Here is a 12,302-nt window from a genome sequence, read left to right as displayed (position 1 = left end):
CAGCCGGCCGCCGACCCCGCCGTACGGGAGCCGGGACGGCGCGCCGTCCAGGCGAAGGGACCGGCCGGCGCGGCACGGCGCGCGAAGCAGACGCCCGCCAGGGGCCGCGCGGACGGCCGGCCCGGCGACAAGCACTACGACTGGCTGTGGGAGCTGGTCGGGTTCCTGATCTGCCTGGCCATCGCGCTGATCGTGTTCTTCGCCGTCCCGACGATCGTCAGCCACTGAGCGGCGGCCCTCAGCGGTCGCGCGACAGCACCAGCCCGCTCGTCGGCACGCCCGTACCGGCGGTGACCAGCACGTTCTCGACGTCGTCGAGCTGGTTGGCCGCCGTGCCCCGCAGCTGCCGGACGGCTTCGGCGATGCCGTTCATGCCGTGGATGTACGCCTCGCCGAGCTGGCCGCCGTGGGGGTTGACGGGCAGGCGTCCGCCGATCTCGAGGCCGCCCTCCCGCACGAGGTCCGGGGCCTCCCCGCGGCCGCAGAAGCCCAGCTCCTCCAGCTGGGTGAGGACGAACGGCGTGAAGTGGTCGTACAGGATCGCCGTCCTGACGTCGGCGGGGCCGAGCCCGGACATCTCCCACAACCGGCGGCCGACGACCCCCATCTCCGGCAGCCCGGTCATGTCGTCCCGGTAGTAGCTGGTCATCATCATCTGCCCGGCCCCCGAGCCCTGCGCGGCGGCGAGCACCACGGCGGGCGGGCGGCGCAGGTCCCGGGCGCGCTCGGCCGAGGTGACCACGAGGGCCACCCCGCCGTCGCTCTCCTGGCAGCAGTCGAGCAGGTGGAGGGGCTCCACGATCCACCGGGACGCCTGGTGCTCCTCCAGCGTGATCGGCCTGCCGTGGAACCACGCCGCCGGGTTGGTGGAGGCGTGCCGCCGCATGGCGACCGCCACCCGGCCGAAGTCCTCGGAGGTGGCGCCGTACCGGTGCATGTACCGCCGGGCGAACATGGCCACCCACGCGGCCGGGGTCAGCAGCCCGTACGGGGCGTGCCAGCTCATCTCCAGCCCCTGCGACGAGGGTTCGCCGCCGATGCCGATGTTGGGCTGGCCGAAGCGGCGGCCCGAGCGCTCGTTGAAGGCGCGGTAGCAGACGACGGTGTCGGCGACGCCGGTCGCCACCGCCATGGCGGCGTGCAGGACCGTGCCGCAGGCCGCGCCGCCGCCGTAGTTCACCCGGGAGAAGAACGACAGGTCGCCGATCCCGGTCTCCCGGGCGACCGCGATCTCGGTGTTGGCGTCCTGGGTGAAGGTCACCAGGCCGTCCACGTCGGACGGCGCGAGCCCGGCGTCGTCGAGCGCGGCCAGGACGGCCTCGGCGGCCAACTGGAGCTCTGACCGGCCGGAGTCCTTGGAGAACTCGGTGGCGCCGATGCCGGCGACGGCCGTACGGCCGGACAGGGAGGTCATCGCGGAGCCCTTCTGCGGGATCTGACGGGATCTGACGGGATCTGACGGGATCGGACGGGATCGGACGGGGTCACGCGGCCTCGGGCAGGGCGAGACGGACGGTGGCGGTGGCGTGGGCGCCGAGGCTCACCGCGCCCGTCACCTCGACCGTGACCTCGCCGCCGGACGCCTCGGCCACCGTCCCGGAGAACGTCAGCGTGTCCCCCGCGTACGCCGGCACCCCGAGCCGCACCTTGATCCCGCGCAGCTCGGCCTCCGGGCCGGTCCAGTCCGTGACGTACCGCTCGACCAGCCCCATCGTGGTCAGGATGTTGAGGAAGATGTCCGCCGAGCCCTGGGCCCGGGCCACCGCGGTGTCGTGGTGCACGGGAGTGAAGTCACGGGTGGCGAGCGCCGTCGAGATCACGAAGGTCGGGGTGAGATCGATCACCAGCGTCGGCAGCGCGGTCCCGACGGCGACGCGCGTCTCCCCGCGCGTGAGCACGTCCTCCGGCTCGGCGACCTCGCCCATCACGACTCCCCTCCCGGCACCCACATCGGCAGCGTCAGCTCGTCGTCCATCTCCCGGAACTCCACCCGTACGGGCATTCCCACGGACACCTCGGACGGCGGGCAGCCGACCACGTTGCCGACGATCCGCACCCCTTCGGGCAGCTCGACCACGGCGACCGCGAAGGGCGTCTCCAGGCCCGGCACCGGGGGGTGGTGGTGGACCACGTAGCTGTAGACCGTGCCCTCCCCCCGCGCCACCACGTACGCGCGCTCGGCGGAGTGGCAGGACGGGCACACGGGACCGGGCGGGTGGCGCAGGAGCCCGCAGGCCGCGCACGTCTGCACGCGCAGCTCACCGAGGCGCGCGCCCTCCCAGAAGAAGGCGGTGTCGCGGTTCACCGCGGGCCGCAGCGGGTACGGCTCGCGCGGCGCGGGCCGCTCCCGCGGGCGGAACTTCAGCAGCCGGAACAGCATCTCCGCCACCGGCTCGTCCTGGGAGTACCAGGTGACCGTCCAGGTGACGAAGTACCCCTCGCCGAGCGCGGTCCGCTTCGGGCCGGCGATGTCCGTCATGCGGGTGCCGGCCGTCAGGTGCTCACCGGGCCGCAGGTAGCGGTGGTAGGTGTGCTCGCAGTTCGTGGCGACCACGCCCGTGTACCCGGTCTCGTCGAACGCGCCCAGCAGGTCGTCCAGCGGCGTGCGGGAGGCCCTGGCCGCCCGGCCGCCCGGCCCGGCCATCGTCCACACCTGGATCATGGCGGGCGGCGCGACCGCGTCCGGGCCGGCGTAGCGGGGGTTGGCGTCCCCCATCGCCTCGGCCCAGTGGCGGATCATGACCGGGTTCACCGGGTCGGGGGCGGGCATCCGCGGCCCCTCCCCCGCCCCGATGGCCTTGTCCGCCAGGGCCATCAGGTGGCCGTGCGTGTCCGGCTCCGCGGCCTCCTCGCCGGCCGTGCTCTCCGGACCGCCCGCAGGCGTCCCCGCCGTCATCGCCTCACCTCGGTTCGCTCTCGACGCCGCACCGTGCGCCGCTCATCTGGGGGGCTTGGGCAGCTGGAGGCCGAGCATCGCGATCAGCTCGCGCTGCACCTCGTTCACGCCGCCGCCGAACGTGAGCACGAGCCCGCCCTTGACCCCGCGGTCGACCCGCTCGATCAGGTCGCGGGTCTCCTCGTCGCCGGGGTCGCCGTACCGGGCCAGCGTCTCGCCGACGATCCTGCCGACGTCCTGCATCCGCTCCGAGCCGTAGATCTTGGTGGCCGAGGCGTCGGGGGCGCCCAGCCAGCCGAGGTCCATGTTCGCGGCGACCTGCCAGTTGAGCAGCTCGTTGGTACGGAAGTACGCGTACACGCGGGCGAGCGCCCGGCGCACCTCGGGCACGTCGTACAGCGGCCGGCCGTCGCGGCCGGGCTTCTCCCGGGCCCAGCGGACGAACCGGTCGTACGTGTGCGCGAGGTTGCCGGCCGGGCCCAGGGTCACCCGCTCGTGGTTGAGCTGGTTGACGATCAGGTCCCAGCCCTTGCCGGCCTCGCCGACGACCATGTCCACCGGCACCCGGACGTCGGAGTAGTACGTCGCGTTGGTGTGGTGGCGGCCGTCCATCGTGACGATCGGCGTCCAGGAGAAGCCTGGGTCGGAGCAGTCGACGATCATCATGGTGATCCCGCGGTGCTTGCGGGCGGCGGGGTCGGTGCGGGCGGCCAGCCAGATGTACTGGGCGTGGTGGGCCCCCGAGGTGAAGATCTTCTGCCCGTTCACCACGTAGTGGTCGCCGTCCCTGACGGCCGTGGTCTTGAGCGAGGCGAGGTCGGTGCCCGCCTCCGGCTCGCTGTAGCCGATAGCGAAGTGGCAGTCGCCGGCGAGGATGCGCGGCAGGAAGACGTCCTTCTGCTCCGGGGTGCCGTACTGCATGAGCGTCGGACCGACCGTCTGCAGCGTGATGATCGGGTACGGCACCTCGGCCCGGGCGACCTCGTTGGCGAAGATCTGCTGCTCCACCGGGCCGTACCCGCCCCCGCCGTACTCCTTGGGCCAGCCGAGGCCGAGCTTGCCATCGCGGCCGAGCCTGCGGCAGTGCTCCATGTACGCGGGGCCGAACGGGTCACGGGCGATGTTCCGCCGGTCGTCGTCAGAGAGGCAGGAGGCGAAGTACTCCCTCAGCTCGTCGCGGAGCCGTCGCTGCTCCTCCGTCAGGTCGATGAACATCAGGCCGGCGCTCCGATCAGGTCGAGCTGGGCCTCGGCGCCGCCGAGCAGGTGGGCGGCGTTCTTGCCCCAGGCGAAGTAGCGGTGCAGGGGGTAGGTCACGTCGAGGCCGATGCCGCCGTGCAGGTGCTGGCAGGTGTACAGGGCCCGCAGACCGGCGTCGGCCGCGTTGTGGGCGGCCACCGCGAGGTCCTCCTGGGCCGGCAGCCCCTCGGCGAGCCGCCACACGCCCGCCCACATGGCGACGTCGACGGCGCGGGCGGCGATGTAGACGTCAGCGATCTGCATGGTCACGGCCTGGAACTCGGCCAGCACCCGGTCGAACTGCCGCCGCGTCCGGATGTAGCCCGTGGTCAGCGCGAGCGCTCCGGCGAGGACCCCGGAGGCGGTCGCCGTGATCCCGGCCAGCGCGTGCAGGCGCAGCGACTCCGCCGCCCGCCCGTCCGGCTCGCCGACCATCTCGGCCGGCGCGTCGTCGAGCGTGACCACGCCGGCCGGCTCGCCGGTCGACAGCGTCACCGGCCGGATGCCGGCCGCGCCGGGCCGGACGAGGAACAGGGCCGTCCCGGCCCCCTCCACCCGCGCGGGGACGAGGACGGCCGACGCCTCGGCGGCGTACGGGACGAGCCCGGCGCGCCCGGTGACGCGCCCGCCGCGGGCCGTCGCCGTGGGCGCGTCGGCGAGGCCGGCCCCCGGCTCCCGTACGGCGAAGGTCAGCACCGCGTCCCCCTCGGCGACCGGGGCGAGGGCCTCGCGCTGCGCCGCCGTGCCGTGCCGGGCCACCACGAGCCCGGCGACCAGGCTCGGCAGGGCCGGGACCGGCGCGACGTGGGCGCCGGCCTCCCGGAGGATCACCGCCATCTCGACGGGGCCGAGACCGGCGCCTCCGGCCTCCTCCGGCAGGCACGCGCCGATCAGGCCGGCCTGCGCCATCGCCTTCCAGGTCCCCGTGTCGTACGGCCGGCCGCTCTTCTCGTGCTCCTCGAGCCTGGCCTGCGCGGCCTCGCGGGCCAGCACCTCGGAGGCCAGTGTCCGCAGCTCCGCCTGGGTCTCGTCCAGTTTGAAGTCCACAACCCGGAAACTAGAACACATTCTAATATCTGTCCAGAGGGTGAGGGGCCGAAGCACGCAGGACACCCGAACGAAACGCGAAAGTCATGCAAGCACGCGGTTATTTGTGACTGACGAGTAACCGTCCAAGAGAAGAGGAAATCAGATAACGTGTTCCTATGCGCTCGCACGCTGTCACGGACGCCCTCGCGCCGCCTCCGGAGGGGCAGCCCGTCGTGGACGGCCACCCGGTGACACCTCCGGCTCCCGGCGCCCGGACCCGCAGCCAGCACCAGCGGCGCCGGCGCATCGTCCAGGCGGCGGCCGCGCTCGCCTCGCGGGGCGGTGTCGAGGCCATGCAGATGCGGACGGTGGCCGAGCGGGCCGGCGTCGCGCTGGGAACGCTCTATCGCTACTTCCCCTCGAAGATGGACCTGGTGGTCGCGGTCGTCAGCGAGGAGATCGACCTGCTGGAGTCCAGCATCGAGCGGCGACCGCCGAGCGCCGCCACCCCCGCGGGCCGCGCGGTGGACGTCCTGATGCGGGCCACACGGGGACTCATGCGCGAGCCGGAGCTGGCCGACGCGCTCATCCGGTCACTGATCATGGCCGAGGTCGAGGCGCCGTTCGGCGACCGGATGGCCGGACTGATCCTGCGGGTCGCGGCAGGCGGACTGACGGTCGACCGGGCCACCGAGGAGCAGTTCGCGCTCGCGGGGTCGCTGGCCGGGGTGTGGGTGCAGGAGCTCCTGGAGATGCTCCGGGGCCGCCGCACCTACGACCAGATCCAGCGCCGGATCGAGATCGCGGCCGACCGCCTCCTGGTCGATTTCCAGGACCCGGACACCGCTATTCGATAAGGCGTCCAGTTTCCCGGCCCGACCCTTCCGCCCCTAAGTAGAACCGGTTACATTCGCACCGGAACATTATTCCGATGCGAGGAGGTCCCCGTGGCCACACCGGTGATCGTCGAAGCGGTACGGACGCCGATCGGGAAGAAGGGCGGCCTGCTCGCGGGGCTGAAGCCGCAGGCGCTGCTCGCGACGGCCCTCAACGGGCTGATCGGCCGGGCGGGGATCGACCCCTCGATCGTCGGGCAGGTCTTCGCCGGCTGCGTGACGCAGGCCGGTGAGCAGGGCGGCCACATCGGCCGGCACGCCTGGCTCTACGCGGGCCTGCCATACCGGACCGGGGTGACCACGATCGACGCGCAGTGCGGGTCGTCGCAGCAGGCGGTGCACCTGGTGGCCGCGCTTATCCAGGCCGGCGTGATCGACGCGGGGGTCGCCTGCGGCGTCGAGGTGATGAGCCGCCAGCCGCTCGGCAGCAACGTGCTCCCGGCCCGGCCGCGGCCCGACGACTGGTCGATCGACCTGCCCGACCAGTTCACGGCCGCGGAACGCATCGCCGCCCGGCGGGGGCTGACCCGCGAGCGGCTGGACGCCTTCGGCGCCCGGTCCCAGCAGCTCGCCGCTAAGGCGTGGGCCGACGGGCGGTTCGAGCGGGAGGTCCTCCCCGTCACCGCGCCCGTGCTCGGCGAGGACGGCGCCCCCACGGGCGAGAGCCGTACGGTGACCAGGGACGAGGGGCTGCGGGAGACGACGGCCGAGGGGCTCGCCCGGCTGCGCCCGGTGCTCGGCGAGGGCGGCCTGCACACGGCCGGCACGTCGTCGCAGATCTCGGACGGCGCGGCGGCGGTGCTGCTGATGAGCGAGGAGGCGGCGGCCCGGCACGGCCTGCGGCCCCGGGCGCGGATCCTGGCCCAGGCGCTCGTCGGCTCCGAGCCGTACTACCACCTGGACGGGCCGGTGGACGCGACCGCGCGGGTGCTGGAGCGGACCGGCATGACGATCGGGGACGTCGACCGGTTCGAGGTCAACGAGGCGTTCGCGGCGATCGTGCTCTCGTGGGCCTCGGCGCACGGGCCGGACATGGACCGGGTCAACGTGAACGGCGGCGCGATCGCGCTCGGCCACCCGGTCGGGGCGACCGGCGCCCGGCTGGTCACGACGGCGCTGCACGAGCTGGAAAGGTCGGACTCCTCGACCGCTCTGGTGACGATGTGCGCCGGAGGGGCGCTGGCCACGGCCACTGTTTTGGAACGCGCCTGACCGGTCAGGAGCCCGGGCGGAAATTCTGACGGCCCGGGCATCGGAGACGGCGGCACCGCGCCCTACACTCATGGACATCGGATGTCTTAGAGCCGCGCTGGGCAGCGGGGCCTCCAGGGAGTGCGTGCGTGGCAGTCACCGACACGGCGATCGACAGAATCAAAGACATGATCATCTCGGGCGAGCTGGCCCCGGGCGACCGGCTGCCCAAGGAGGCGGACCTGGCCGAGCGGCTCGGCCTGTCCCGCAACTCGCTGCGCGAGGCCGTCCGCGCGCTCGCCCTGATCAACGTCCTGGACGTGCGCCAGGGCGACGGCACCTACGTGACGAGCCTGGAGCCGCACCTGCTGCTCGACGCGCTGTCGTTCGTGGTCGACTTCCACCGCGACGACACTGTCCTGCAGTTCTTCGAGGTGCGCAGGATCCTCGAGCCGGCCGCGACCGCGATGGCGGCCACCACCATGTCGGACACGGACGTGGAGGACCTGCGCAAGATCCTCGACTCCCTGCCCGAGGACCCCAGCGTGGAGCAGCTCGTGGCCAACGACCTGGAGTTCCACCATCGGATCGCCGCGGGGTCGGGCAACGCCGTGCTCTGCTCGCTGATCGAGAGCCTGTCCGGCCCGACCGCGCGGGCGCGCATCTGGCGGGGCCTCACCCAGGAGGGCGCGCTCGGCAAGACGCGCGAGCAGCACGTGGCCATCTACGAGGCCATCGCGAACCGGCGGCCGGAGGTCGCCCGGGCCTGGGCGACCGTCCACGTCGCCGGCGTGGAGGAGTGGCTCCGCCAGGCCCTGTGACCCGGACGCCGGCCCGCCGTGCGCGGGCCGGCGACCGCCGGCCGGGTGGGGCCCGGCCGGGGAGAGGCAGCCGGGGAGAGGTCAGCCGGGCTGCGACGCGGCTCCACGGCCCGGTCAGCCGGTGACGATGTCGCCGCCGAAGGAGTTGAGGATCTGGGCGATCGAGGTGTACCAGATCCGCCACGAGCACTGGCGTGAGGCGCTGGTCGGAACGCCCGTGCAGGCGACCGGGCTGCCGCCCGGGTCCAGGCCGGTGAAGATGCCCTTGGCCCAGACCTTCGACGTGTCGACCGGGTCGACCTCAATCACGGGGCCGCCGCTGTCGCCGTTGCCGCCCGCGTTCAGGCCGTCCACCTGCTCGGCGAGCACCAGCCGGTTGAACGGCCCGACCGGCTTGCCGCCGAGGAAGAACGTCTGCGTGACGTTGGTGTCGACGATCTCGATGCCGCACCGGGTTCCGGAGTAGGCGCCGCTTGTGCACACGTAGTCGCCGGGGTGGTTGAAGTGGCGGCCGGCGACCGGATTGGTGTACTCGCCGGCGCCCGGGCCGCCGTCGAAGATGCGGCCCGCGGACGGGGTGGCGATCAGCAGCGCGTCCAGCTTGGGGTCGGACGACTTGGTGATCTTGCCCATGATGTCGTCGATCGTGCCGCCGCCGTCGTAGGCCCACTGGCCGTCCGACGCGCAGTGGCCCGCGCCGAGCATTTTGGACTGACCGCCGAGGGAGACGGCGAAGCCGGTCGAGCAGCTCGGGAGGCCGGTGGTGCCCCACCGCGCGCCGCCGTAGTACGGGCGGGAGTCGTCGTCGCGGCTCGCGAGCCGCGGCATGGTGGAGCCCCGCACGGTAACCGGCACCGAGGCCGACCGCACGTTGGGCAGCTCCCGGCCCGACTCCGCGTCGCCGCTCACGAACACCTGCAACCCGCCCGAGTCAGGTCGCGGGGCGACCCCGGTCACCTGGTTCGCCGACGCGTCCAGACCGGCCGGCTGGGCGGCCGTCATCCGGGTGATCTCCGCCTGAAGCTCGGCCGCCGAGTAGGCGGCGCGCTCGACCACCACGGACACACCGGTGTCCCTGGCCAGCAGGGCGCGCACGGACGCCGGCGGCGCGCCCTTCCAGTAGAGGCGGAGCCGGCCGGCCACGGGCTCGGTGACGATCGAGCCGAAGCCGGCGCCGTCCGGGGTGGCGGCGATCTCCTCGATCTGGTCGGCCACCGCGTCGATCTGCTGCTGGGCGCGGTTCACCTCCTCCCAGGAGGTGAACCCGTCCGGGACCGGGTCGGTGACGACGACGGGCCGGTCGGCGTCGGCCTTGCCCGGCGGATCCGCCGCGGCCGCACGGGCGGTCGTGCCGCCCGTCATCGCCGCGGCCCGGTGGGCGATCGTGCCGTCCGTCTCCGCCGCGGCGGCGCGGGCGGTCGTGCCGCCCCCTGCCATCGCGGCGACGGCCAAGGCCGCCGCGGCCAGCGCCATGAGCGGGCGCCTGGTACTCATCGCTGATCTCCTTGATGTGGTCGTGAGGATTGACCGCATCACGGTAGAAATCACGCGTCCGGCGCTCCGCGTCGAAGTACGCGGTCCGGTTGAGACCTGCGTCACACCGGGAGCGCGCCGCCCGGCGGGGGGCGCCGTCGTTCCGGCCGTGGGCGACGATCGCGGCCGGCGCGCCTAGCGGCCGGACTCGTGGGCGTCGACGAGCGCCTTCGGGGCCGTGAGGCACCACGCCTCGGTGACGAGCTCCAGCAGCTCGTCGGCGTCGATTCCGGACAGGTGCACCACGACCCAGCCGAAGCGGCCCGCGGTGAACTGGACCTCGAACACCTCGGGGCGCTCGGCGACGAGCGCGATCTGCTCCTCGATGGTCGCCTTGAGCCCCACCGTCTCGGTGCGCTCCCACAGGTAGCCGAAGCCCTTGCCGCGCACCTTCAGCGAGACCCAGTCGCCACCGTGGCCCTGCTCGACCTCGGGCAGCGTGGCCAGCATGTCGAGGAACTCGTCGACGCTCACACCCATGACCCCGGTCTACCAGAGCCCGCCGACATTTCCCTGCCGGTCAGGACAGGCCGTACCACTCCCGGGCCGAGCCGGCGAAGACGCGCGCCCGCTCGGCCTCGGAGAGCCCGGAGACCAGTTCCCGCGCCAGTCCCACCACCTGGCCGTACGACGCGGCCAGCTCGCACACGGGCCAGTCGGAGCCGAACATCACCCGTCCGGGCCCGAAGCTCTGGAGCACCCGGTCGGCGTACGGCGTGAAGTGCGGCGTCTCCCAGTCCGTCCAGGACGCCTCGGTCACCAGGCCGGACAGCTTGCAGGCGACGTTGGGCGAGGCGGCCAGGGCGGCGATCTCCGCGTCCCAGGGGTCGGTGCGGCCGGACGCGACCGGGGGCTTGGCCGCGTGGTCGAGCACGAACCGCAGGCCGGGCGTCTCCCGCACCGCCGCCCGCGCGGCGGGGAGCTGCGGCACCAGGACCAGCAGGTCGCAGGCGAGCCCGGCCTCCTCGACGGCCCGCAGGCCGCGCCGGACGTCGGGCCGGGACAGCCAGTCGGGGTCGGGCTCGTCCTGCACCTGGTGGCGGACGCCCGCGAGCCGGTCCCCGCCGGGGAGCTCGCGCAGCTTCGCGAGGCGCTCGGCGACGTCGGGGGCCGTCAGGTCCACCCATCCGACGACTCCGGCGACCAGGCCGTCCGAGCCGGCCGCGGTCTCCAGGAACTCCGCGGTCTCGCCCTCGTCGCCGACCGTCTGCACGAGGACGGTCGCGGTGACGCCGGCCGCCGCCGTCTCCCGACGCAGGTCGTCCAGCCGGTACGGCCTGCGAATGGGGGCCAGGGCGTCCCCGGCCATCCATCCGTACTCCCGCCGGGTGGTGTCCCACAGGTGGTGGTGCGCGTCGATCACGGCGGTCTCCGCAGGGTCGGTCCGCAGGGTCAGGAGGACGACGCGGCCAGGGCGTCGAGGTCGGCCCAGAGCGCGTCGGGGATCGGGCGGGCGGCGAGGTCCATGTTCTGGCGGACCTCGCCGGCGGACCGCATCCCGATCACGACCGAGGCCACGGCCGGGTGCCGCAGGGGGAAGGCCATCGCGGCCTGGGGCAGCGTGACGCCGTGCCGCTCGCACACGCGGGCGATCTCGCGGGCCCGCTCCAGCAGTTCCGGCGGGACCGGCCCGTAGTTGTACGTGCCGCCGGGGTCGTGGCGGGCCAGCAGGCCGCTGTTGAACACCGCTCCGGCCACCACGGACACCCCGCGCTCCCGGCACAGCGGGAGCAGCACGTCCTCGCCCGAACGGTCGAGCAGGGTGTAGCGACCGGCCAGGAGGACCACGTCGAGGTCGGTCTCCCTGACGAGGTCGGCGAGCATCTGCCACTGGTTCATCCCGGCGCCGATGGCCCCGACGACCCCCTGGTCGCGCAGCTCCGCGAGCGCGGGGTACGCCTCGGAGACCGCCTCCTTCCAGTGGTCGTCCGGGTCGTGGAGGAGCACCAGGTCGACCCGGGTGAGGCCGAGCCGGCCGAGCGACTCCTCCAGCGAGCGGCGCACGCCGTCCCGGGAGAAGTCCCACACCCGCCGCAGCGTGTTCGGCACGGCGAAGCCCTGGTCGTCCGTGCCGGTCCCGTCGCCGGGCACGAGCAGACGGCCTACCTTCGTGGAGATCGCGTACTCGTCGCGCGGCCGCTCACGCAGGGCGTCGCCGAGCCGGCGCTCCGACAGCCCGAGGCCGTAGTGGGGGGCGGTGTCGAAGAACCGGATCCCGGCGTCCCACGCGGCGTCCACGGCGGCCGTGGCCTCCTCGTCGGTGATCGCCGTGTAGAGGTTGCCGATCGGCGCGGCGCCGAATCCGTACGGGGTGAGCTTCACGGCAGCTCCCACACCATCGTCAGGCCGCCCGCGCCGGGGTCGAAGCCGCCGTCGAGGAGCGGGTTGATCCGTGCCTGCCACGCCACGTCCGCCGGGTTCTCGCGGAGGAACTCCTGCAGCCGGGCGTAGTCGTCGACCTCCACGAAGTGGAACAGGTCGAGGCCGTCCCGCCAGATCCGCCAGGTGCGCACGCCGCCCTCCCGCAACGCGGCGTCGAGATCGCCGGGGATGACCGCGTGGATCTTCTCGTACGCCTCCTCCATCCCGGGCTTGAGCTTGGTGTGCAGAGCGACCCGTTGCATGCGGCCTCCCGTCGGGTCGAGGGCTTCGGCGAAACGTGTGATCAGCATGGTGCACGCCCCGCGCGGCGTCGAGG

The 12,302-nt window shown here is 73.4% G+C and carries 14 protein-coding genes; 4 read left to right on the top strand and 10 right to left on the bottom strand.

The window, feature by feature from the left end; all coding sequences use genetic code 11:
• The coding region (locus MPTA5024_RS42830; RefSeq protein ID WP_036331245.1) for a hypothetical protein at nt 1-228 on the top strand (228 nt) is incomplete at its 5' end.
• A gap of 10 nt (nt 229-238) precedes the next feature.
• On the opposite strand, the gene MPTA5024_RS31305 is transcribed toward MPTA5024_RS42830, so the two are convergent.
• The 5 genes from MPTA5024_RS31305 to MPTA5024_RS31285 form a co-directional block, all read right to left on the bottom strand.
• Nucleotides 239-1,414 carry a lipid-transfer protein gene (locus MPTA5024_RS31305; protein ID WP_036331244.1) on the bottom strand — a complete coding sequence of 392 codons (1,176 nt, stop codon included), beginning with the start codon at nt 1,412-1,414 and terminating at the stop codon, nt 239-241.
• A 70-nt stretch (nt 1,415-1,484) separates the two neighbouring features.
• Nucleotides 1,485-1,925, bottom strand: a complete 441-nt coding sequence (locus tag MPTA5024_RS31300) for a MaoC/PaaZ C-terminal domain-containing protein (protein ID WP_051458906.1) — start codon at nt 1,923-1,925, stop codon at nt 1,485-1,487.
• On the bottom strand, nt 1,925-2,896 hold the full coding sequence (locus MPTA5024_RS31295) for a bifunctional MaoC family dehydratase N-terminal/OB-fold nucleic acid binding domain-containing protein (protein ID WP_084370160.1): 972 nt from the start codon (nt 2,894-2,896) through the stop codon (nt 1,925-1,927). The genes MPTA5024_RS31300 and MPTA5024_RS31295 overlap by 1 nt, the downstream gene beginning before the upstream one ends.
• 42 nt (nt 2,897-2,938) lie before the next feature.
• The gene (locus MPTA5024_RS31290; RefSeq protein WP_036331243.1) at nt 2,939-4,111 is read right to left on the bottom strand and encodes an acyl-CoA dehydrogenase family protein; all 1,173 of its coding nucleotides are present in this window, start codon (nt 4,109-4,111) and stop codon (nt 2,939-2,941) included.
• On the bottom strand, nt 4,111-5,181 hold the full coding sequence (locus MPTA5024_RS31285) for an acyl-CoA dehydrogenase family protein (RefSeq protein ID WP_036331242.1): 1,071 nt from the start codon (nt 5,179-5,181) through the stop codon (nt 4,111-4,113). Before MPTA5024_RS31285 ends, MPTA5024_RS31290 begins: the two co-directional genes overlap by 1 nt.
• Nucleotides 5,182-5,339: 158 nt before the next feature.
• Between MPTA5024_RS31285 and MPTA5024_RS31280 the strand changes: the two genes are divergently transcribed.
• The 3 genes from MPTA5024_RS31280 (at nt 5,340) to MPTA5024_RS31270 (ending at nt 8,071) form a co-directional block, all read left to right on the top strand.
• Nucleotides 5,340-6,020 carry a TetR family transcriptional regulator gene (locus MPTA5024_RS31280; RefSeq protein WP_084370159.1) on the top strand — a complete coding sequence of 227 codons (681 nt, stop codon included), beginning with the start codon at nt 5,340-5,342 and terminating at the stop codon, nt 6,018-6,020.
• A gap of 90 nt (nt 6,021-6,110) precedes the next feature.
• Nucleotides 6,111-7,271 carry a steroid 3-ketoacyl-CoA thiolase gene (locus MPTA5024_RS31275; protein ID WP_036331241.1) on the top strand — a complete coding sequence of 387 codons (1,161 nt, stop codon included), beginning with the start codon at nt 6,111-6,113 and terminating at the stop codon, nt 7,269-7,271.
• A gap of 128 nt (nt 7,272-7,399) precedes the next feature.
• Nucleotides 7,400-8,071, top strand: a complete 672-nt coding sequence (locus tag MPTA5024_RS31270) for a FadR/GntR family transcriptional regulator (protein ID WP_036331240.1) — start codon at nt 7,400-7,402, stop codon at nt 8,069-8,071.
• Nucleotides 8,072-8,185: 114 nt separating this feature from the next.
• On the opposite strand, the gene MPTA5024_RS31265 is transcribed toward MPTA5024_RS31270, so the two are convergent.
• The 5 genes from MPTA5024_RS31265 to MPTA5024_RS31245 all read right to left on the bottom strand — a co-directional run bounded on the left by MPTA5024_RS31265 (nt 8,186) and on the right by MPTA5024_RS31245 (nt 12,276).
• Nucleotides 8,186-9,565: a hypothetical protein gene (locus MPTA5024_RS31265; protein WP_157099840.1), complete on the bottom strand. Its 1,380-nt coding sequence runs from the start codon at nt 9,563-9,565 to the stop codon at nt 8,186-8,188.
• Between the two features lie 174 nt (nt 9,566-9,739).
• On the bottom strand, nt 9,740-10,054 hold the full coding sequence (locus tag MPTA5024_RS31260) for an MmcQ/YjbR family DNA-binding protein (protein WP_442922111.1): 315 nt from the start codon (nt 10,052-10,054) through the stop codon (nt 9,740-9,742).
• Nucleotides 10,055-10,124: 70 nt separating this feature from the next.
• Entirely contained in the window at nt 10,125-10,967 is an 843-nt protein-coding gene (locus MPTA5024_RS31255; RefSeq protein ID WP_036331237.1) for an amidohydrolase family protein, read from the bottom strand.
• Between the two features lie 29 nt (nt 10,968-10,996).
• Entirely contained in the window at nt 10,997-11,926 is a 930-nt protein-coding gene (locus MPTA5024_RS31250) for an aldo/keto reductase (protein ID WP_232326723.1), read from the bottom strand.
• On the bottom strand, nt 11,923-12,276 hold the full coding sequence (locus tag MPTA5024_RS31245) for an L-rhamnose mutarotase (protein ID WP_232326722.1): 354 nt from the start codon (nt 12,274-12,276) through the stop codon (nt 11,923-11,925). Before MPTA5024_RS31245 ends, MPTA5024_RS31250 begins: the two co-directional genes overlap by 4 nt.
• Nucleotides 12,277-12,302 lie beyond the last annotated feature (26 nt).

The organism is Microbispora sp. ATCC PTA-5024, from assembly GCF_000511135.2.
In the GTDB taxonomy this organism is placed as follows: Bacteria; Actinomycetota; Actinomycetes; order Streptosporangiales; family Streptosporangiaceae; genus Microbispora; species Microbispora corallina.
This window is presented reverse-complemented; position numbering and strand designations above follow the sequence as displayed.

What these genes read in the sequence shown, in the direction of transcription:
- MPTA5024_RS31305 (WP_036331244.1), bottom strand. Translation starts at nt 1,414, where the DNA reads ATGACCTCCCTGTCCGGCCGTACGGCCGTCGCCGGCATCGGCGCCACC.
- MPTA5024_RS31300 (WP_051458906.1), bottom strand. Translation starts at nt 1,925, where the DNA reads ATGGGCGAGGTCGCCGAGCCGGAGGACGTGCTCACGCGCGGGGAGACG.
- MPTA5024_RS31295 (WP_084370160.1), bottom strand. Translation starts at nt 2,896, where the DNA reads ATGACGGCGGGGACGCCTGCGGGCGGTCCGGAGAGCACGGCCGGCGAG.
- MPTA5024_RS31290 (WP_036331243.1), bottom strand. Translation starts at nt 4,111, where the DNA reads ATGTTCATCGACCTGACGGAGGAGCAGCGACGGCTCCGCGACGAGCTG.
- MPTA5024_RS31280 (WP_084370159.1), top strand. Translation starts at nt 5,340, where the DNA reads ATGCGCTCGCACGCTGTCACGGACGCCCTCGCGCCGCCTCCGGAGGGG.
- MPTA5024_RS31265 (WP_157099840.1), bottom strand. Translation starts at nt 9,565, where the DNA reads ATGAGTACCAGGCGCCCGCTCATGGCGCTGGCCGCGGCGGCCTTGGCC.
- MPTA5024_RS31260 (WP_442922111.1), bottom strand. Translation starts at nt 10,054, where the DNA reads ATGCTGGCCACGCTGCCCGAGGTCGAGCAGGGCCACGGTGGCGACTGG.
- MPTA5024_RS31245 (WP_232326722.1), bottom strand. Translation starts at nt 12,276, where the DNA reads ATGCTGATCACACGTTTCGCCGAAGCCCTCGACCCGACGGGAGGCCGC.